Source organism: Xanthomarina sp. (genome assembly GCF_035306705.1).
GTDB lineage: Bacteria > Bacteroidota > Bacteroidia > Flavobacteriales > Flavobacteriaceae > Xanthomarina.
On the sequence record NZ_DATGNO010000047.1, the window covers coordinates 1 to 20928 of the forward strand.

The following is a 20928-nucleotide window of genomic DNA, read 5'->3' on the forward strand; positions in this document are numbered from 1 at the left end:
TTGACTTTCGTTTGGCAAATATGAAGTGAATTATTCAGGCTTACACACAAGTAAAGCCCAAGTTGGGTGATTTTATCTACTCATTTTTAATGACTTACATTCATTTCATTTGATTTCGTAATAACATAATTTATCACATAAATAAGAGCAAAATATATGACATAAAGTTTCTTTCAAAAACACTCAACTTGGGCTTTACTCGTCTGCATAATCCATTCTAGAAATTATAGAATCTTTCATTTTGTCTAAAAACTTCGTTCGACTTGTCTTTCTAGAACGAATTTCTAAATAGGCTCTATAATAATCCCCTAAATCGATATTGAATAATTGTTCACAAGCCGTTGCAATTTCCTTAATGTCGGCTGTACCACTATTTACTGCACTACTACTGTGCAAGGCGTAAATAAGCTCTATCAAATCCGTCTTATTTGCTGTCCAAAACAGTCTTGATTGCTCCACACTTGTTTGGCATGATGTTTCCATATAGCTTTTGTTTTCGAGTCTATCTATCTCTTGTTTTAAATATACTATCAACATATCATAAGCTACAATGATTGCTACTGTAGAATCGTGGCTTGTAGAGAATTTTTCGTCAATAAAAAAATGGAAGTTGTCTGGATGCAACCTGATATCATCTTTTCCCCTTATAAAATATAAGGCATCCAATGATGTTCCTCCCCTTCTAAAGTATTGGTAAAACTCAAGGTTATCGTTAAAGTAATTTTGGAGTTTACATATATGATAATCTAAATACTTTTTTTGAGGTTTTGAACTGCCTCTAGGGCGTTTACTCTCAATATTAAATAGTATTACATAGTAGATTAACCGGCTATAGATTTGAGGTTTGATGTTTTTAAAAAACTGAATCTCATTTTTGGCGTTTTTAAACCCATTTTCAATAATTAGAATACGTAATCCTATCAATGCTTGCTTTGACAACTTAATACCTTTCTCTGCTTTGAATAAAACATCCTCTATATCTTTTTCAAGATTTTCTATCTCTTTATCAAAGTCTTTTAATATTTTATCGATTTTTATCAATTTTTAAAAAAACATAACATACGTTTCATCTTTAAATGCCCTGATCTATAGCATCCATAAAATGGTTGTGCTTAATTTTTGTCATAACTAATAATTTACTAATTATACAAATTTTTATTCCAACCACAGAATTCTGTTAAAAGCTATAAAAAAAATGAAAGCTCATAAAATGGTAAGAGACCTTTTCCTGTAATAAATCCCTAAGAGTGAAAAAGTTATCCCTATAAACAAAAACACACTAACAAAATGTCCAAATAAAGCCTAAAACAAATGACCTTCAATTAAATAAAAGCACTAATGATTATATTTTGTATAAATTAGATTGTCCTACCAACGCATTTGAGTTATGAAAGAAACTGCATACGCTAAGTTTTGGGTATCTGATGACATTTTGTTTTTCATTTATAAACCTATGATCTACTTAGACTATCCAACAGCAAAAAAAGTTGTTGACGACAGATTAAAATTTCAACAAGAGATCTGCTACCCCATTCTTTGTAATACTCAGGGTATTAAGAATACTGTAAAATCAGCTCGTGATTACCTTGCAAATGAAGGATCTGCGTTAACCAATGCTGTAGCTATAGTGGATAATAGACACATTTCAACAGTCATGCTTAGATTTTATCTCATGAAAAATAAACCTATTGTGCCTTCACAAATATTTAATTTACAAGAAGACGCCATAACATTTTTAAAATCATTGAAATAATGTTAAGACCTATTGACAAAAATAGATTGGAACACATTTATGAGCTATTACTTAAAATAGCAGACGGTGATTTCGCTTTCGAAATAGAACGAACGGATGAAGATGATGAAATTGAATCCATTTTAATACTGGTCAATCTATTAGCTGAAGAAATGAAAGAAACCTTACGATACTACAATTTCTTGAAAATCTCCGAATCTTCCAAAGAATATGTGACTATGTTAATTATCTTGGATAGCTCTTTCCAAATACAGTTTAGTAACCAACAAGTCCAAAAAAACTTGGGATGGTCAACCCTTGAAATAAGGCATAAATCTTTTGCTTCTCTTTTGAGTAATGACTCTCACCAAAACTGGACCAACATCGCTGAAAATGTCTTATTCCAACCAGAGTATCACATCATAACCAAATTGACATTTATATGCCCAAAACAACTCGCAAAAACCTTTACCACAGCCATCAATGTCATCCCAGGACATATTCATGGTTCACCTTTTATTATCATTTCTACTTTTGAAACACTTCTTAAAAGCCAGCTGATAGAAGAGGGCCTGAAACAAGCCTTAAAAACTGTGCATAACAAAGACCCTAATAAAACGAAAAGACCTAATGTCCTAGTCAAGAAACAAGACATTTACATCATGCAACAAATTAGGGAGCATATCTTACAAAACCTCGAACATCCCTTACCTAATTTGAGAACATTAGCCAACCAATTTGGAACTAATGAATACAAATTAAAATCCGGCTTCAAACAACTATATGGTATTACCGTCTTTCGATTTTTAACCCAGGAACGACTCAAACGAGCTAGTTTATTAATACAAAACACCTCCCTATCAATAAAGTCCATTGCTCAAATGACAGGCTTTAAAAATGTATCTCACTTCTCCAAAACCTTTAAAGACCGCTTCGGTGTTAAACCTATAGATCTTAAAAAAAGACAGGACTCCCTATAAACACAACCTGTAATTCTTTGATAAGATTTGGTCGATTTTAGTTATTAATCCCCTCCTCTAAAAAATTAAATCCCTCCAAGAAAACCACTTCTCCCTAAAAAACAAATAGAATCCCCGAATTTTATAGAGTATTAAAATAAGGAGATGCCATTCAAAAAACACATATCAAAAAAAGGAATAGTGGAAATCATTTCCATGCTGTTTATATTACTATTTGTATATGCCAGTATCAGCAAACTCTTAGAGTTTAAAGATTTTCAAACTCAATTAGGACAGTCGCCTTTATTAGGTGCCTTTGCTATTCCTATCTCATACGGTGTTATTTGTATTGAACTAGTCACCTCGATACTATTAGCCTTCAAGAAAACAAGAATACAAGGATTATATATAGCCTTTATGCTTATGGTTATGTTTACAACCTACATTATCATTATTCTAAACTTCACCTCCTTTACCCCTTGTTCTTGCGGTGGCGTTTTGGAAACTTTAGGATGGACTGAACATCTCATATTTAACACCGTTTTTATTGTATTGGCGCTTTGGGCACTTTATTTAATTGAACAAGTAACAACGAAACAAATAGCCTTAAAATCAATTTCTTTGGCCATAATCGGTTTTGCATTTGTATTAGGACTTTTTGTATCCTCTGAAAAGGAGATTAAGCGTAATAATGCTTTTCAAAGAAAATATATGCCACATCCTATTGAGAAAATAGGTGAGTTTGATTTAAAGTACAACTCATATTATATCGCAGGAATTGATGATAATACTATTTACCTTGGAAATTACACGACTCCCCTTTCTGTCACAGAACTTAATATTTCTCACAAACTATTCAAAGAATATAAAATTTCAATAGATAGTATGCATTTACCTTATAAAAGGGTAAGAATATCTATAAAATCACCACATATATTTTTAGGAGATGGTACGATACCAATAATGTTCCGAGGTAATATTAATGATAAAAATGCTAGTGTGTTTTCATATAATGATGCTTACTTTATGGAGTTTATTGTCATTGATTCTACAAATATTGGCATTACAACTAAAAGTAGTAAAAACTTATCCGATGTTGTAGGACGACTCTATAAAACAATTGAATCAAACAGTATTACATTAAATCATGATGTACTTACTCAACAAGGAAACTATGGTACATTTGACACTAATGGGATGCTACTTTGGAATGCGAAACATCAAATGTTTATTTATACATATTATTACCGAAACAGTTATGCCATAACTGACAAGAACTTTTCATATCAATTAACAAGTAAAACCATAGACACCATAAGTAGAGCCGTATTAGATATTGCCCATTATGCTAAAACAGATATATATAAATTGGGCGGAAAGTCTATAATGGTAAACCGAAAAAGTACTACCTATGATGATTTTCTGTATATAAATAGCGACCGGTTAGGAAAATTTGAAGATGATAAAGTATTACGTTCTGCTGGGATTATCGATGTGTATAATATTACAAATAACACCTATGAATTTAGTTTTTATCTCTACCACCAACCTGACAAAGATCTAAATCATATTCAAGTGTACAAAGATTTATTAGTGGCCATAGTAGATAATAAGTTATGGCTCTATCATTTAAAACCGAAGTATTTCAACAATGGTTTTAAAACAAAACATACTGTGCAGTATCAGGAATAAGACCGAACACCTGTAGAAAAAAGTAGGTCAAAAAACTCACTTTATAATTAAATATTATGAAAACTAAAATTTTAAAAATCGGAATGCCAATTATGGCATTTATGTTGGCAATAGTGTTTGCTTTTGCCACTGAAAAACCCATTACAGAGAATGAGTCCATGTTAATAACAGGATACATTTATAAGGATGGTAAATGTGAAAACTCTACAAGAAATTGTAGCAATTCAGGCCAATATCCTTGTACAGACGGGATCAATCAAGTCTATATGCACAAGCTTAGTGAAACTGTTTGTTCACAAGAGTTGTTTAATTGGACTCCTTAATTTCTAAATGAGTAGGGTGATTAAATTTACCCTACTCATTTTTATTCGCAATATTGGTTAAACCAATTAAAAACCTCTTTTGACAGTTGTTTTTGATTATCTCTCTTCATTATTACATGTGTTTCATTTTCAAACAACAATAATTTACTCTTTTTACCCTGTCTTTTCAATGCTAAAAACATTTCAACACTTTGTGTCCAATGTACTTGGTAATCCTTTTTACCCGTCCAAAGTAATAAGGGAGTCCTAACATTTTCTATATGTTGTAAAGGAGAATTTCTTAAATATGCATCCTTAATATTATAGTAAGAATCTCCCATACGCCACTGTTGACTTTCATAACGCCACATCTCAGGTTGTTTCCAATTCCATCCCACACTATGATAATGACTCGTGAAATTGGTTACGGAAGCGCCTGCAACAATCGCTGCAAACATATCTGTCTGTGTAGCTATAAAAGCACTTTCATAACCTCCAAACGAATGCCCTATGAGTCCAATTTTATTCTTATCAATAAATCCAGAATCCAAAACTTTATTTACAGCCGAAATAACACAATTCAATGCTGAAATTCCTGGGTCTTGAATAGTATAGGATATATCTGCATATAACACAAAATAATCATTGGTTGTATATTTTAGAGTATTAAACCCCATAAAATCATTATAAGTCGGCGGATTAAAAATATTTATTTTTCCAGATAATTTTTCATAAATAAAAACTATCATCGGATACTTTTTTTGAGGGTTAAAATTTGCGGGATATATTAAGGCTCCTGATAATATCTCTTCACCTACTTGATACTTTATAAGTTCAGCTCTCCCAAGATCATAATCCAACAGCTGTTCATTACTTTGATATATAAGGTATTCCTCATTTGTATTTAGATTTAATCCATAGATACCAGGTGGTTCATCAAATTTTTGTTTTCGTAAAACCATATAACTATAGTCTCTTGAAGTCAGTATACCATCCAAATTTCTTTGTTCAAAAATCATCTTTTTAATATTTTTATTCTTTTCCCATAGTGCATAACCTGTTTTATGAATTCTACTATCATACAATTCCAAAATTAATCCTTTGTTCATATTTAAAGGAGAGCTCGAAAAGTTCACATTTATTGTCAAAAAATAATATTCATTTCTGCGATAATCTTTGTTAATCCTATACTTGATTTTTTCCTCTCGTCCTTTCGTAATTCTTTTTTTATAATTACCGCTAGGGGATAACAACCAAATATCATGCTGGTCATAGATAATAATATACTCATCATTTTCTGCCCATCCTGGGTTTCCCGAAGGGAAAATATCGCCTGCTTTATCCCTTTCTAAATTTTCAAATGAACTCCCAATCTCTTTGGTTATGTTTAAAGTTTGTTTTTTCTTAATATCATATACCCACCAATGTTTGTTTTTAAAGTAAGAAACATACTTTCCATTCGGAGAAATAGTAACAAAGCCAGGACCTGTATACTGGTTTTCAACAACCAAATACTCATCCCCTGTTTCCATATTCTTTATGTATATATCCGTATTTGGAAATTCTTTATACAGTGGTTCGTATTTTATTTTATTAAATACTATCGCATAATCATGATTAACGTCTAAGGCAGAAGTAGACTTTTCTTTTGTCTCTATTTCTACAATTTTATTTGTTTTAGGATACCAAGCGGTCAATAAATAGTCTACCTCTCTTTCTTCAAAATCCTTCATTCTAGGATAAATCCAAGGGTCTTCTGTATTCCAGATTTCAATCGAATTAATATCTTCTTTATTACCCTTCTTAATTTGCCTATAAAAAAGAATCTTTTCACCATCTTTACTAATATAAGGAGCCTTATTGCTTATCTTAAACGCTGAGTTTTCTTGCTCTATTGTTGCATCATCTAAAGTTTTTAAAACACCATTGTTTGAATAATAATGAATGTAGTTCTCCTGGTTTATTTGTTCTGTAAACACTACATCATGCCCAGCATCACTCCAAAGTAAATGACTAAAGCTCCCATTTAAACTTTCCTTTAAAGCTTTAAACTTTAAATTTTCAACATGATAGAGTTCAATTTTGTTTAAATTCCCATCTTGATTGGTTATTAATAAACAGTTTTGTTTTGGATGCCACTCATATTTCTTTACATCTTTGATGGTAGTGGTAATATGGCTATTTAAGTTTACTACTAATAGAGTTCCCATCGCTTGGTTATTTTTCTGTAATGCAACCAAATAATCTCCTGTTTTTGAAAAACTATAAGATTCGATGTCTTGATAAATATCTTTAGTATATTTTTCTAAATCAATAATATGCAATTCCTTATTCGAAGTAATGCACCCAAACCATCGATTGTTATCCGAAATCCGGATCCATTCACCTCCATGAAACTTGAAGGTAATGGAATCCATGGTGTGTTTTAAAAATAACATATTTTCCTTGGTATCAAAATGTTCCGTAAAGACCAGCCATTTACCATCTGTAGTTAATTTATTTATATAAGTACTTCTACTCCATAAGGAGTCCAAATCTGAAGTGTATATTTTCTTTTTTTGTATTTGAGCAAAAACTTCGAATGAAGTAAGTAGAAGTACAAATATCCAAAAGACTTGTTGACACTTTATCAAGTTTGTTTTCATGTAAATCAATTTAATTAACTACTAATACCCAGGATTCTGTGGATTTAAATTTGGGTTCATCAAAAGTTCGGTCTCTGGAATAGGTAAAAGAGTGTCAGCAGCATCCCATCCTGGTTTAATAGGTGATAATATATCTTCGGCTAAACCAAGTCTTCGCAAATCAAACCAACGATGTCCGTGTTCTGTAAACAACTCAAAACGTCTTTCCTTAAGGATTTCTTCTAAAAACCCTTCTAATGTTGTAGCCACTGTATCTATCAATCCAGCACGTCCACGTATAATATTTAAATCCTGTTGAGCCCCCATTAAATTGTTTTGTCTAGCACGTGCTTCGGCACGAATCAAATACTGTTCTTCCAAACGGAAAACGACGGAGTATTGTGAACTACTGCCTTGTTTATATTTATTAGGATAATACCAAAAATTCGTACCATCAGTTACTACCCCCACCCAATGCAATCTTCTTAGATCATTACTTTCCATCTCTTCTACTAAATCTTCATTTAATGATCCAAATGGAGGGGGACTCGATGCGAATACAAAAGTCATCGCTTCTGTTGTACTAATGCCTTCCATCTTTGTTTTTAGCTGGAGAATTGCAGATGGGCTAGTGTTTAAAAACGTTTCATCTAGACTCGTAGGTAGATTATATAAACTAGTTGTATTAATAAGCAAACTACTCTCATTTTCAGCATGTTCCCATTGGCCTAGGTATAAATAAACCCTGGCAAGTAATGCAGATACCACATATTTATTTGCTCGTACACGTTCCCCAGTAACATAATCAGCGTCCAAAAGGTTTTTTGCTTCGTCTAAATCTGTCAAAATTTGACTGTAAACAAGTGTTTCTGACATTCTTAAAACCTCTCTGTTTATTTCATAATCTGTAGTTTTTATGTATGGAACATCTCCAAATAAATTAACCAAATAGAAATGCGTCAAAGCTCTTATAAAAAGAGCTTCTCCAAGAAGTTGATTTTTTATATTTTCAGATAATGTTTGTGAGGCTTCTAAACCTTCAATAGCAGTATTTGCTAAATAAATCAGATTATAACAGCTATTCCATGTATTTAAAACTAAAATATCACTTGCTATTATTTGATGATTAAAAAAATTTTCTAAAGATTCCCCAGGAATACCATAATAATCTAATTCATCGGCATAAAAACCCATCAAAACTCCAACCCCAAATGTTGTTCCTGTTACTAATACCTCATCTCGGAGCTTGGCATACATGGTTGTTACAGCGGCTGTGGCTGTAGCCTCATCTTCAAAAACATCTTCAGCTGGTATTTGTCCTGTAGGGTTATCTGTTTCTAGAAAGTTTTCACATCCTGACATCAGGAATAAACAAATCAACAAACTAAAAGTGTGTTTTATTTTTAAAAATCGAAGGTATATACTTATTGTATTCATAATATTGTTTTTTTAGTTTATAAATCAAATTGCACCCCAAGACTAATCCTTCTAAGAGGTGGCAAAAAACCAGTTATTTGCTCAGGATCTCCTCCATTAAATTTTGTAAAAGTTAATAGGTTTTGTCCTTGTAGGGATATCCTACAAGAGCTATCTCCGCCCTGCCCAAAAAAGAGTGAATAAGAAAGTGCCAGAGTCTTTAAACGAATGAAAGAAGCATCTGAAATAATTCCATTACTTTGAGTGAATTGTGAATAAGCCAATGTTGCACTCGGATTAGCCCCAGCGGTATACTGTTGCATCATTGTTTGATCTCCAGGTACCTGCCAATGTTCTAATACAGAAACTGGTTGATTAAACATAGTCCCTGGCGGTTGACTACCATAAAATTCATTAAACCCTTTTTGCTTTACAAATTGAAATAGAAAATCAAGACCCCAGTTTTTATAACTTAGGCTGTTAGAAATACCTCCATAAAATTTCGGATTTAAGTCGGCAACATATTGCTTATCTTCAGCACTTGTTATTAAGCCATCTCCATTGTAATCTTCAACCTCAAAAAGACCAGTATCCGGATTTACACCTTGCAAATGATACAACTTAAAAATGGACAAAGGTTTTCCTATAACATACTGATTGGCATACGAAGAATCTTCTAATCCCGGGAACTCTAATAATTTATTTTGAGGTAAAGACAAATTTATGGAGGTATTCAATTTAAAATTTGTGCTTCGAAAAACGGCTCCACTTAACTCAAATTCCCAACCTGAATTTTCTACTTTGGCATCTAAGTTTGCTTGAATGGAATTAAACCCTGTAGTACCAGGTAGGGCGTAATTTATCAACTGATTTGTAGAACGGTTATTGTAATAAGCAACAGATAAAGATAAACCCTGTTCAAAGAAACCTAGTTCCATGGCAACTTCTTTCTTAACATTCTCTTCCCATTTAAAATTCGGGTTGTATAAACGAGCAGGTACCAAGCCAATATTCCCATCATAAGGATAATCCCCAATGATATATGTTTGCAAATATTGATAATCCCCAATTTGGTCATTACCTGTAAGCCCATAACTTCCTCTTAGTTTACCAAGGTTTAACCATGGTAACTTCAATTCTTCTGAGAAAAGCCAAGCGACTCCAATAGCTCCAAAATTTCCAAACCTATTCCCAGGACCGAAACGACTGGAACCATCACGCCTCCCTGTAGCATTTATAAATATTTTATTCTTATATGCATAATTTATCCTAGCAAAAACAGATTGATAGTTGTATTCCTGTTCTGTCTCATTTAATATGATCAGATTTTTTGCTGCATTTAAATTCCCTAAAAAACTATTGTTGGCATAACCTATTCCTAAAAGAGTAAGCATATCCTGTTCTTGACTTTGAAAAGTAGCTCCCAATAAGAAGTTCCAGGTATGTTTCTCACCTTTTCTTGTCCAGTTTAATTGGGGTTCTACAATGAAAGAATGTCTATTTCCACTATGAGAATAAGATTGAGATACACTACTGTCCAACCCATAAGCAGGATTGTAAATTGTATGAGGAATGATTCTATGATCTTCAAGTTTAGTATTTGTATACCCCGCACTTAATTTTACTTGAAAATTTTCAAATAAGTTATAGCTGACTACCGTATTTGCAATTAAATTATTAGACTGATTTGTGTATTTCCCTTCTAATTGAGCTAAGGGATTTGTCCATGTACTATTCTCCCAATTTAAACTTCCATCATCATTGTACAAATTTGGAGCATTTGGTGACAACCTGTAAGCATCAGATGTTAAATCTTTTCCAGGGAGTAAATTGTCCTCTACAGTATACCCTGCGCTAAAATCCAATTGGATTTTTTTGTCTGTACTACTGTGACGGATGTTAGAATTAAACGTAATGCGATCATAATTAAAATCCCCAGGAAACACGGTCGTTTCATTTTGATACATCCCACTTAATAAAAACTGTGTGTTTTCACTACCGCCAGAAACAGAAGCCATGAATTGTCGTGTACTAGCAGTCCCACCTATCAGCTCCTCCTGCCAGTCTGTATATCGGTTTGGATCCCAAGTCCCATTCACATCATAAGCGTTTGCTGGGTATGCTGTAATCCCATCATTCTCAAAGGCTTCACGACGCATATCCAAGTATTGCTCGGTATTCATCAAATCTCTTTTTTGAGTAATATTGGCAATTCCTGTACTACTATTAATAGTAAATTTAGTTTTACTTTGTTGACCTTTTTTTGTGGTAATTAGAACCACTCCATTAGCCCCTCGCGAGCCATAAATAGCGGTAGCATCAGCATCCTTCAACACCTCTATACTTTCAATGAATGAAGGATTTATAGCGTTTAAAGGACTGATGTTTCCTCCGGGAATTATTGTACCAGATGAATTTCTTGACCCTAATGTTTGTTCATTAAAAGGCACCCCATCCACAATATAAAGAGGTGCATTACCAGCCATAATACTGTTCTGCCCGCGTATGCGTACCTCAAAACCACTTCCTGGTACGCCCGAAGTTTGGACGATGTCCACGCCTGTCATACGTCCTTCCATAGCTGCTAGTGGGTTGGTAACAGGCTGTGTTTCTATTTCTTTAGTCGTCATTCTAGCTATGCTTCCAGTTTTTGCTCTTTCAGTAGTGTTATAATACCCTGCATTAATAGTCACCTCCCCCAAAGCAGTGGCATCCTCCTGCAAAACCACAGCAATGGTCCGTCGGTTGCCAACAGCCAACTCCATAGGCTTGTACCCCAAATAAGAAATAAGTAAAGTGTCAGTTTTTTCGGCATATAACTCAAACCGTCCATCAAAATCCGAAACGGTTCCCTGCACCGTGTTTTTAACAAGAATACTAGCCCCAGATATGGCTGTTTGCCCATCTGTAATCTGCCCTGAAACTTGAATCTGCTGGGCATCTGCAGAAAAATAAAAAATAAAGAACATGAGGCAAGAGCTAAAAACCTGCCGTGGCTTAAACAAATAATAAAATTTTGTCATAACTTTGTAATGGTTAAATGGTTTATATAGTTTTAACTATCGACCTGCTCCTTCGTCGTCCAAAACTCAAGAGTGGGTCTTTTTTTTATTATAAATGGAGATAGATTTTTCTATCAGTACTTGCTAGACCAAGCCTGTACAGAGCGTACCAAAGCAGCTAGTAACAAGTAAACATCCATAATGCACACCCCTAAAAGGTTAGTGCTGTATATCGTAATTTTAAATCACATCATAGGCATCCAAGGGTTTTAATTAAATGGGGACAGGCCGTTTACTAGAGTCAAGTGTCCAACCAACCCAAACGGCCAGTAACTCCCCAAAAAAACTAATTCATTAAGGTTTAAATTGCAAGACTTTTTTAGAAGTATGGAAGTATCGCGAAGAATCAAAAGCCAGTATCAAGAACGCATAAAAAAGGCGTGGAACTCAACTTACCGAACTGGGGTACTGGTATACCTTGCAACGATAAGAGAGCCCACGCCCGGGTCGTGAGCATCTTACTTATCCTCTCGTTGCACAAAAATTACCAGTTTTCAGTTCGAGATTCAAAGCGAATGCTTCAATATTTTATTTGAAGAATCGCAAATTTATGTTATTGGGGTCTAATATAATAATTATTTTTTAATGTGGGCTATAACACCCACATTATTTTTTGAGAATTTAACCAATTTGCAGTTATATGATTAAAGATACTAATAAGGTTAATTTTCAACTTTTATTTGGAAAACGAATAAAAGAACTAAGAAAAATTAGAAACTTGAGTTTAAGAGAGCTTTCGCAAAGGTGTAATTTAGACTATAGTGATATTGCTAAATATGAAAAGGGTGAAGTAAATGTTCAATTATCTACAATTTATGAATTAGCTAAAGGTTTACAAATTTCCCCAAAAGAATTTTTCGATTTTGAATTTGATTCTCAAACTGACTATGTTTAAAATATTTTTATTTAATAAGTTTGACATCCATAACAATACTTTCAGGTAAGTAGTAGAAAAAAAAGCTAAATACAAACCAATTTAATCCTGTAGCAATTGACAATGATACTGAACCTATTATTGTAGAACATTACCGTTAACTAAATATGATTAAACTTTAGTTGTCTTTTGTAAAACACATTTAACTTCCTTAATAATAGAAATTATCTGACTAATTCACAGAAATAAGACATGAGCAATACAGAAACCCATAGCATCATAGTCTTACTTTTTAATTGACTTGTCTAATATTTGATTTATTATCTTTACTTATTAAAACACTTCTTAAATTGAGCATATCCTCACTCACTTTTCTTTCAATTACCTTTGCATAAATTTGAGTTGTGGCAATTTTTGAGATAGTCAACTACTATCAGCTTTATATTTTCTGGATTCTAAAGAGTCGCGAATTAAATTTTACCATATATCAATTTACACTTAAAGTCAGTGATTTTGACTGGTGGGATAGTTTGGAAAACTTTTACACTTGGATAATGTTGCTTTACAGTTTCTATTATTTGCTCTAAAAAGTCATTTTCTGCTTGGTCACCAATAATAATGCTTTGTAAGGCTTCTCTTTTAAATGGCATTCTTCCAATCTGGTCTTTCAAAAGTCTTAATTCCTTTTCGTAACTCCAAGCCTTTGTTTTCTTATAGAATAAATCAATGATATGGTTTGGTTTAGATATTGAATTATATTCTCGCTCAAAGATTTCTGGCACATAGTGAATAGGAAGCACATTGTGAAAAAATGTCTTGTCTTTGGTAATATCGAATTGCAAGCATAACCCACTATTATTTTTAGCATAGATTCCCCAAAGCTCTTCATTCATCGGATACATAGTAAAACAGGCTATGCCAAAACTATTGACAAATTGTTCCTGGTTTCTTCATTCTTAGGTCTTCTATAAAATTGAAAAGTTAAAAGATAAAAATATTTATTCGTTACCAGCTCGATTAGTACTAGAATTTTTATTTAGCTTAATTCTTAAATTAGACATATCATCACTTACTTTTTTCTCAATCACTTTAGCATAAATTTGTGTGGTTGAAATTCTAGAATGACCCAATAGTTTTGAAACTGTTTCAATAGGCACTCCGTTTGATAGTGTTATTGTGGTTGCAAACGTATGACGTGCTAAATGAAAAGTTAAGTTCTTTCTAATTTTACATAAATCTGCAATTTCCTTGAGATAGGAGTTTAATTTTTGATTGGACATTTTTGGGAAAATCGTCCCATTGGCTATGGATTTCGGGGTTTCTTTATATTTATTAATTAAATCCAATGCTTTAGGCAAAATTGGGATTCGTAAAGCATTATTTGTTTTCTCTCTTTTCATGATGAGCCATAGTTCACCATCTATTCCGTAATTGATGTCGTTAGTAGTCAAGTTAACAACATCTATATAGCTTAACCCCGTATAACAAGCGAATATGAATAGATCTTTGACTAATTGTAATCTTTCAATGGAATAATCTTTCTCTTCAATATTCAACAATTCAAGTTCTGTTAAAAACCCTCTTTCTACTTTTTCAAATTTGGATTGGAAATTAATAAATGGGTCTCTATCACTCCATTCTAACTTATAGGCAAGCGTTATTATTTTTCTAAAACGCTCGATATGTTTCATCACCGTATTATTGCCCATCGGCTTTTGATGGTCTGTTGGTATGTGGTTTCTTAAATAGGTTTCAAACTTTAAAATGAAGTTATAATCAAGTTGCTTTAAGTACATATCAGTTACTTTAAACTTAGTAAGTAAAAAATCTGTTATATAACCTTGAGTCGTGTAGTAATTTTTTTGAGTGCCCCACTTTAATTTCCCTACCATATCTTCATTATGATATTTTGTAATATCATTTAAAGAGTAGTTCTGCTCATCTTCCTTTAAATAGCGTGCCTTGATCATTAGAGCTGAAATAATTTTACCCTCTGATTTTAATTCGTTCTTGGATTTGTGAAGTTCTGCAGAAACCTGGTCCAAAAATTCATTAATAATTCGTGCATCTTGGTTGGTGCCTTTGACCTTATTCTTGGTCGAGCTCCAGCATTCAATAATGATTTTTCTTTTAAGGCTTATTTCTGCTCTTTTTCCATTTACTGTAATGCGAGCATAAAGGGGTGCTTTTCCATTATTGGCTTTCGAAAGTTTTAGCCAAAACAGAATACTAAACGTGGTTGAAGTTTTCATGTCTTTCGTCTTTTAGTTAAACATTTGTTTACTGACGAAAGTCAAATCAATTATTCGGTTACCTTTTCAATTAGTATTAAATGGTAACCGAATAGGTCACTTATTTAACCAAATAATATCAATTCTTATGATTGCCTAAAAACCATAAAACCTCGATAATCTTACGATTAACAAGGTTTTGATATTAATTGATTATTAATTTTGTCGGGGTGGCAGGATTCGAACCTGCGACCTCCGCGTCCCAAACGCGGCGCGATAACCGGGCTACGCTACACCCCGAAACAGTTATCTGTTATTAAAAAAAAGCGGAGAGACAGGGACTCGAACCCTGGCGACAGTTACCCGTCGACAGATTAGCAATCTGCTCCATTACCACTCTGGCACCTCTCCGAAATTAAATATGAACTTAGCAACAAAATTGCGGTTGCAAATGTAACACAACATCTTCAAGAACGCAACTATTTAATTCAATATTTTTAATAATTATTCAGGATATTCAATTCGTAAATGATAAATGTTTGCAAGCTTGCGCTTTAGCACTTTTTTTATTGTTTGAATTTCTTTAAAAGTTATGTCCGCATTTAAGAATTGTTCGTCAACCATTTGCTTATTTATAATATTTTCAACAAAAGCATCAATTTTGGTCGATGTTGGTTCTTTTAAACTTTTTGATGCCGCTTCTACACTGTCGCACATCATCAATATAGCAGTTTCTTTACTAAATGGCTTAGGTCCTGGATATTTAAAGAGACGTTTGTCTATTAAAGGATCTATATCTTTTTCCTTTTTATAAAAATAATAAACCAAACTGGTTCCATGATGGGTTCTAATAAAATCAATGACACGATCTGGCAAATTATATTTCTTACCTATTTCAATGCCATTAATAACGTGGTCTATAATAATTTTAGCACTTTCTTTAGAAGATAACTCGTCGTGAGGATTGATACCTGTAGACTGATTTTCCGTAAAATACGTAGGATTCAGCATTTTTCCAATATCGTGATACAAAGCCCCTACTCTAACCAACATGGCATTTGCTCCAATTTCGTTTGCAGAGGCTTCGGCCAAATTAGCCACATTTAAGGAGTGATGAAAAGTTCCTGGGGCTTTATTGGACAATTCCTTCAGCAGCTTTGTATTGGTGTCTGAAAGCTCCAAGAGGGACACGTCTGAAACCAATCCGAAGATTTTTTCGTAAGCATAAATTAAAGGCTGCACAAATAGGGTTGCCAAACCACAAAGTACAAACATTCCAAAGGTTTCCCATTTTAAGGTATCGACACTTCCTTCGTGAATTACAAAAAATGCAAAATATGCAATGATATAAATTAAAGTGATTTGACCCACCGAAATAAACAAATTCGCACGTTTATACAGCTCTGAAACCGTTAAAATAGTTACAATTCCCGCTATTATTTGAAGAAACATATATTCGTAACTATTGGGAACAATGGAGCCCAGTAATAGCACTGTTATTACGTGAGTGAACAATCCTAGCCTTGCATCAAAGAAAGCCTTTAAAACCAACGGCAAAATACACAGGGGAACAACATAAATATATTGTGAATTATAGTTGATAACCAAAGTGGTTAAAAAGACCATTAAAAATACATTGAAAAATATAAAAGTGACCTTCGTGTTGTTCTCAAAAATATCATTTCGATATTTTCTTAAAAATAAAAGCAACATCAATAATGCCAAGGAAACCAATAAGGTATAAGCGAAGACAATCCAATAATAATTGGATTTCGTCCAAATCTGGGATTCATATTCAGATTCCAGGGATTTTAATTTTTGATATTTATCGCCTTCTACAACTTCGCCTTTAGATATAATCAAGGTTTCCTTTTCCACACTGCCTCTTGTGAATGAGATTTTCTCCAAATCGTTTTGAACAGCTTTTTCTGTAAATGTTTTATCGAAAGTAAGGCTCGGCTCTACAATATCAAAAAACAGAGAGGTAATGGGAATTTGAAATTCACTTAAACCTTCATTGGTTAGTGCTTTTTCAACGATATCCTTAACATGGTTTTGCTTTATTAATTCGGAGTATTTTACAGTTTGTTTTTCAATTCTTCCTTCCAATAAAACAACTTTCTTATCGTCCGGAAAAATGTAATCTTCATCCAAAACACCATTGGCATAAAGTGTATTTATAAGGTTTAAACCAAATTTAAATAGTTTATTTTTATTTGAAGCAATTATAGAATCTGGTAATTCAATTTTAAATTTAGAATTAAATCCCGAGACAACTCTTTCTTTTGTTGTGGTATCCACATTAAAATAGAGAAGTGAATTATCTGTAATATTTTTCTTTTCTGCATTAATTTCTTCATCGGTTTTTTTTATGGCAAAATCGAAAGGCGCGTATAAATTTTCGGATTGCCAAGGCTTTCCTCTTTCAAAATTATATTTAAACTTACCGCTCTTAGGAAACAAATAAACAATTAAAAATGTGGCACTTATAAAGAGAATCACTTTATAAGCCAGGGAATGATTTCTATAAAAATAATTGATAAAGTCTTTCATTGATTAGGTTCAAGTATTCAAATGTAATAAAAATAACAGCGAAATTGATTACTTATATTGCTCTAAACATTCTAAATTCTCTGAAAAAATGATTAATTTTGCAAGAATAAAATTTAAACCCATAGAAAATGAGCAAAGAAGTTGTAATTGTATCTGCAGCAAGAACACCAATAGGAAGTTTTTTAGGAGCTTTATCTAGCATTCCTGCACCAAGACTAGGCGCAGTAGCTATAAAAGGCGCATTGGATAAAATAAACCTAGATCCCAGTTTAGTTCAAGAAGTTATCATGGGGAACGTGGTACAAGCTGGAACGGGTCAAGCACCTGCAAGACAAGCAGCTATTTATGCTGGGATTCCAAATACCGTACCTTGTACTACAGTTAATAAAGTATGTGCTTCTGGAATGAAAAGTGTGATGCTAGCTGCTCAAGCCATTGCTTTGGGTGAAGCTGATATTATTGTGGCCGGAGGTATGGAAAACATGAGTTTAATTCCACATTACTACCATGCACGAACAGGAACAAAATTTGGGCCTGCCCAAATGGAAGATGGGATGCAAAAAGATGGCTTAGTAGATGCTTACGATAATAATGCCATGGGTGTTTGTGCCGATACATGTGCTACAGAATACAAGTTTTCTAGAGAAGATCAAGATAATTTTGCCATTCAATCTTATAAACGATCTGCTGCTGCTTGGGAAGCTGGAAAATTCGACAACGAAGTAGTTCCAGTTGAAGTGCCTCAACGTCGTGGAGATGCTATTATCCTTTCTAAAGATGAAGAATTCAGCAATGTTAGAATAGATAAAATACCTGATTTACGTCCAGCCTTCACAAAAGATGGCACGGTAACTGCCGCCAATTCTTCAACCATAAATGATGGTGCTGGAGCTATGGTTTTAATGAGCAAGGAAAAAGCTTTGGAACTAGGTTTAAAACCCTTGGCAACAATTAAAGGATATGCCGATGCTGCCCATGAACCTGAATGGTTTACTACAGCGCCTGCAAAGGCTTTACCAAAAGCCTTGGATAGAGCTGGAATATCCTTGAGCGATGTGGAGTATTTTGAGTTCAACGAAGCTTTTGCTGTTGTTGGTTTAGCCAATATGAAAATTTTAGGTCTTAACGATCACAATGTAAATGTTAACGGTGGCGCTGTATCTTTAGGCCATCCACTTGGATGCTCAGGAGTTAGAATTTTAATTACTTTATTAAATGTATTAGAGCAAAACAATGCTAAAATTGGTGCAGCTGCTATTTGTAATGGTGGTGGTGGTGCTTCGGCCGTTATTATTGAAAGAAACTAATTAGTATTATTTTTTTATTGTTATTATTTATTGATTATGAGATTTCAATTAAATTATTTTTTTTGTTTTTATTTGTCTTACAAACTAAATAATTAATAGTAATAGCAAATAAAGAATCATTTTATGCAATACGGAATTTGTAATTTAAGCATTGTTCCTTTAAGATTAGAACCAACTGATACGAGTGAACTTGTTTCGCAAGTGTTGTATGGCGATTATTTTAAAGTATTGGAGCATCGTAAAAATTGGAGCAAAATTCGTCTAGGTTTCGATACTTACGAGGGTTGGGTTGACAATAAACAGTATTTCGAAATTACCGAAGAGCAATACAATGTTATTCATCAGGAAACTCCTATTCTTTCAACAGATTTAGTTGAATTTGTTGAGGATAAAGACCAACAACTCTATGCGATTCCTCTGGGCGCTTCGCTAAACGGACTTTCATTGCTAGGACATATACATGATGGTCAGGTTGTTAAAGCTCAAAAACCTAAGTCACACATCTTGGAGACAGCTTTTATGTATATAAACTCACCTTATCTATGGGGAGGAAAAACGCCTTTTGGGATAGATTGTTCTGGATTTACCCAAATGGTTTACAAATTGAATGGCTATAAGCTGTTACGTGATGCGTCACAACAAGCAACCCAAGGGGAAGCTTTAAGTTTTATAGAAGAAAGCGAACCTGGAGATTTAGCCTTTTTTGATAATAGCGAAGGACAAATTGTTCATGTCGGCATTATTATGGAAGACAATTATATTATTCATGCGCATGGCAAAGTACGAATTGATAGGTTGGACCATTCGGGAATCTACAATCACGACAAGCGAATGCACACACATAAATTACGAGTTATTAAAAAAGTGATATAATAAAAAAAGCTGCAAATTGCAGCTTTTTTTATTACGTTTATTTTTGAAATAAATTAATTACCTCCAAGAGATTCTACAGTAGCTTTCATAGCTTTAAACTTCACAGTATCGCCAGTTGCACTATAAATATTCATAAGGGTTATAGCGGCATCTATTTGGGCTGGATCTGTTTTCATTACAGCCTCCAAATATGGAATAGCGCTTTTATAAATTTCTGTACGTTGAGATTTTAGTTGGTCGTAACGCTTATTATCAGCTGCAGATCCACCAAGGTTATTCATTTCTTCAATTAAAGTTTTCTCTTTTTCCAATAACATGGCAGCCATGTTAATTTGAGCACTTACATAAGTTGGATCCAATTCTATGGCTTTGTCATAATATTTTTTGGCCATATCGAAATCTCCAGATTCCTGAGATAAAACTCCTAAATTAAATTGTAATTCCGGATTCTTAGGATCTTTTGCTGTAGCAACTTTTAATAACTCTTTAAATTTATCATTATCTCCTAATTCAAAATATAAATTAGCTTCAGAAATCAACAAACTTAAATCTTCAGGATTTTCTTTTCTTGCTTTAGATATCGCATTCAAAGCTTTTTCGTTTTCACCTTTACTTTTATAAATAGATGCTATAGCTTTTACTATTTCCTCTCTTTTAGATTCTGTAGTACGTTGTCCTGGCTTAATTACAGCGCCTCCTTTAACGGATAAGTCTCTAATAGTTTTACTTGAAAAAAGCTCCTCTACTCCAGTTGTTTTGTCTATTGCAAAATATTCTGTTTCAATACCAGTATAGCCTACGTCGTCCAATTCTTCATATAGAACCAATGCTCTATCGAATTCTTGTACTCCAGAAGCTGTTATTGCAGCATAATATAAATACAAAGTATCTTTAGGAGATACTCTGTAAGCATTTTCGAAATTCTTTGATGATAAGCTATAATCCTGACTCTCGTATGCTGCGTTTGCATTTGTAACGAAAGATTCGATCATGGTCTTCTTCAATGCGGCCGATTCTGCATCTAAGCTTCCTTGTACCAAGCCCAAACTTTTTAAGGCTTTTGATACATCGTCGTTATTTGCAGATCCATTGGCATATAAAGCTTCGGCATTTAGATAATAGAAATTGGCTTTATATTTATCTTCCATTGAATTAGGATCTAACTGACGCAAAATAATTTTAGCTTCTGCAAAATTATTTTTCTTAATGGCTTTCTCTGCATCTTTTAATTCCTTTTTTTGAGCAAACGAGAAAGTAGTGATTAGGATTGCAAAAGCAGCTATAAATTTTGTTTTCATAATTA

At 33.4% G+C, this 20928-nt stretch carries 15 protein-coding genes and 2 tRNA genes; 7 read left to right on the forward strand and 10 right to left on the reverse strand.

What is annotated here, in order from left to right:
* Nucleotides 1-195: 195 nt before the first annotated feature.
* Nucleotides 196-1041, reverse strand: a complete 846-nt coding sequence (locus tag VKY47_RS03765) for an RteC domain-containing protein (RefSeq protein ID WP_324310484.1) — start codon at nucleotides 1039-1041, stop codon at nucleotides 196-198.
* A 346-nt stretch (nucleotides 1042-1387) separates the two neighbouring features.
* On the opposite strand from VKY47_RS03765, the gene VKY47_RS03770 reads away from it, so the two are divergent.
* The 4 genes from VKY47_RS03770 (at nucleotide 1388) to VKY47_RS03785 (ending at nucleotide 4706) form a co-directional block, all read left to right on the forward strand.
* On the forward strand, nucleotides 1388-1753 hold the full coding sequence (locus VKY47_RS03770) for a DUF7793 family protein (protein WP_324310485.1): 366 nt from the start codon (nucleotides 1388-1390) through the stop codon (nucleotides 1751-1753).
* Entirely contained in the window at nucleotides 1753-2712 is a 960-nt protein-coding gene (locus VKY47_RS03775; protein WP_324310488.1) for a helix-turn-helix transcriptional regulator, read from the forward strand. Before VKY47_RS03770 ends, VKY47_RS03775 begins: the two co-directional genes overlap by 1 nt.
* 144 nt (nucleotides 2713-2856) lie before the next feature.
* Complete coding sequence (locus tag VKY47_RS03780; RefSeq protein WP_324310490.1) at nucleotides 2857-4383, forward strand: MauE/DoxX family redox-associated membrane protein; 1527 nt, start codon at nucleotides 2857-2859, stop codon at nucleotides 4381-4383.
* A gap of 56 nt (nucleotides 4384-4439) precedes the next feature.
* Nucleotides 4440-4706, forward strand: coding sequence for a DUF6520 family protein (locus tag VKY47_RS03785; RefSeq protein WP_324310492.1), 267 nt, complete (start codon nucleotides 4440-4442; stop codon nucleotides 4704-4706).
* Nucleotides 4707-4747: 41 nt separating this feature from the next.
* Here VKY47_RS03785 and VKY47_RS03790 read toward each other — a convergent pair whose 3' ends face one another.
* The 3 genes from VKY47_RS03790 to VKY47_RS03800 form a co-directional block, all read right to left on the reverse strand.
* Nucleotides 4748-7102, reverse strand: coding sequence for a S9 family peptidase (locus tag VKY47_RS03790; RefSeq protein ID WP_324310493.1), 2355 nt, complete (start codon nucleotides 7100-7102; stop codon nucleotides 4748-4750).
* A gap of 249 nt (nucleotides 7103-7351) precedes the next feature.
* Nucleotides 7352-8746 (reverse strand): RagB/SusD family nutrient uptake outer membrane protein, encoded by a 1395-nt coding sequence (locus VKY47_RS03795; RefSeq protein ID WP_324310494.1) that lies wholly within the window; start codon nucleotides 8744-8746, stop codon nucleotides 7352-7354.
* Between the two features lie 17 nt (nucleotides 8747-8763).
* The gene (locus VKY47_RS03800; protein ID WP_324310495.1) at nucleotides 8764-11694 is read right to left on the reverse strand and encodes a SusC/RagA family TonB-linked outer membrane protein; all 2931 of its coding nucleotides are present in this window, start codon (nucleotides 11692-11694) and stop codon (nucleotides 8764-8766) included.
* 733 nt (nucleotides 11695-12427) lie between these two features.
* On the opposite strand from VKY47_RS03800, the gene VKY47_RS03805 reads away from it, so the two are divergent.
* Nucleotides 12428-12682 (forward strand): helix-turn-helix domain-containing protein, encoded by a 255-nt coding sequence (locus VKY47_RS03805; protein WP_324310496.1) that lies wholly within the window; start codon nucleotides 12428-12430, stop codon nucleotides 12680-12682.
* Between the two features lie 449 nt (nucleotides 12683-13131).
* Here VKY47_RS03805 and VKY47_RS03810 read toward each other — a convergent pair whose 3' ends face one another.
* From VKY47_RS03810 to VKY47_RS03830, 5 genes are all read right to left on the reverse strand, one after another.
* On the reverse strand, nucleotides 13132-13554 hold the full coding sequence (locus VKY47_RS03810; RefSeq protein WP_324310497.1) for a DUF2971 domain-containing protein: 423 nt from the start codon (nucleotides 13552-13554) through the stop codon (nucleotides 13132-13134).
* A gap of 105 nt (nucleotides 13555-13659) precedes the next feature.
* A complete protein-coding gene (locus VKY47_RS03815) occupies nucleotides 13660-14913 on the reverse strand; it encodes a site-specific integrase (protein WP_324310498.1) in 1254 nt (417 codons plus the stop codon).
* Nucleotides 14914-15117: 204 nt separating this feature from the next.
* Nucleotides 15118-15192: transfer RNA gene (locus VKY47_RS03820), tRNA-Pro, on the reverse strand.
* A 27-nt stretch (nucleotides 15193-15219) separates the two neighbouring features.
* A tRNA-Ser gene (locus VKY47_RS03825) sits at nucleotides 15220-15303 on the reverse strand.
* 93 nt (nucleotides 15304-15396) lie between these two features.
* Nucleotides 15397-17445 (reverse strand): HD family phosphohydrolase, encoded by a 2049-nt coding sequence (locus VKY47_RS03830; RefSeq protein WP_324310500.1) that lies wholly within the window; start codon nucleotides 17443-17445, stop codon nucleotides 15397-15399.
* Between the two features lie 128 nt (nucleotides 17446-17573).
* Between VKY47_RS03830 and VKY47_RS03835 the strand changes: the two genes are divergently transcribed.
* Entirely contained in the window at nucleotides 17574-18752 is a 1179-nt protein-coding gene (locus VKY47_RS03835; protein ID WP_324310502.1) for an acetyl-CoA C-acyltransferase, read from the forward strand.
* A 123-nt stretch (nucleotides 18753-18875) separates the two neighbouring features.
* A complete protein-coding gene (locus tag VKY47_RS03840; RefSeq protein ID WP_324310504.1) occupies nucleotides 18876-19625 on the forward strand; it encodes a C40 family peptidase in 750 nt (249 codons plus the stop codon).
* A 53-nt stretch (nucleotides 19626-19678) separates the two neighbouring features.
* On the opposite strand, the gene VKY47_RS03845 is transcribed toward VKY47_RS03840, so the two are convergent.
* A complete protein-coding gene (locus tag VKY47_RS03845; RefSeq protein ID WP_324310506.1) occupies nucleotides 19679-20923 on the reverse strand; it encodes a tetratricopeptide repeat protein in 1245 nt (414 codons plus the stop codon).
* Nucleotides 20924-20928 lie beyond the last annotated feature (5 nt).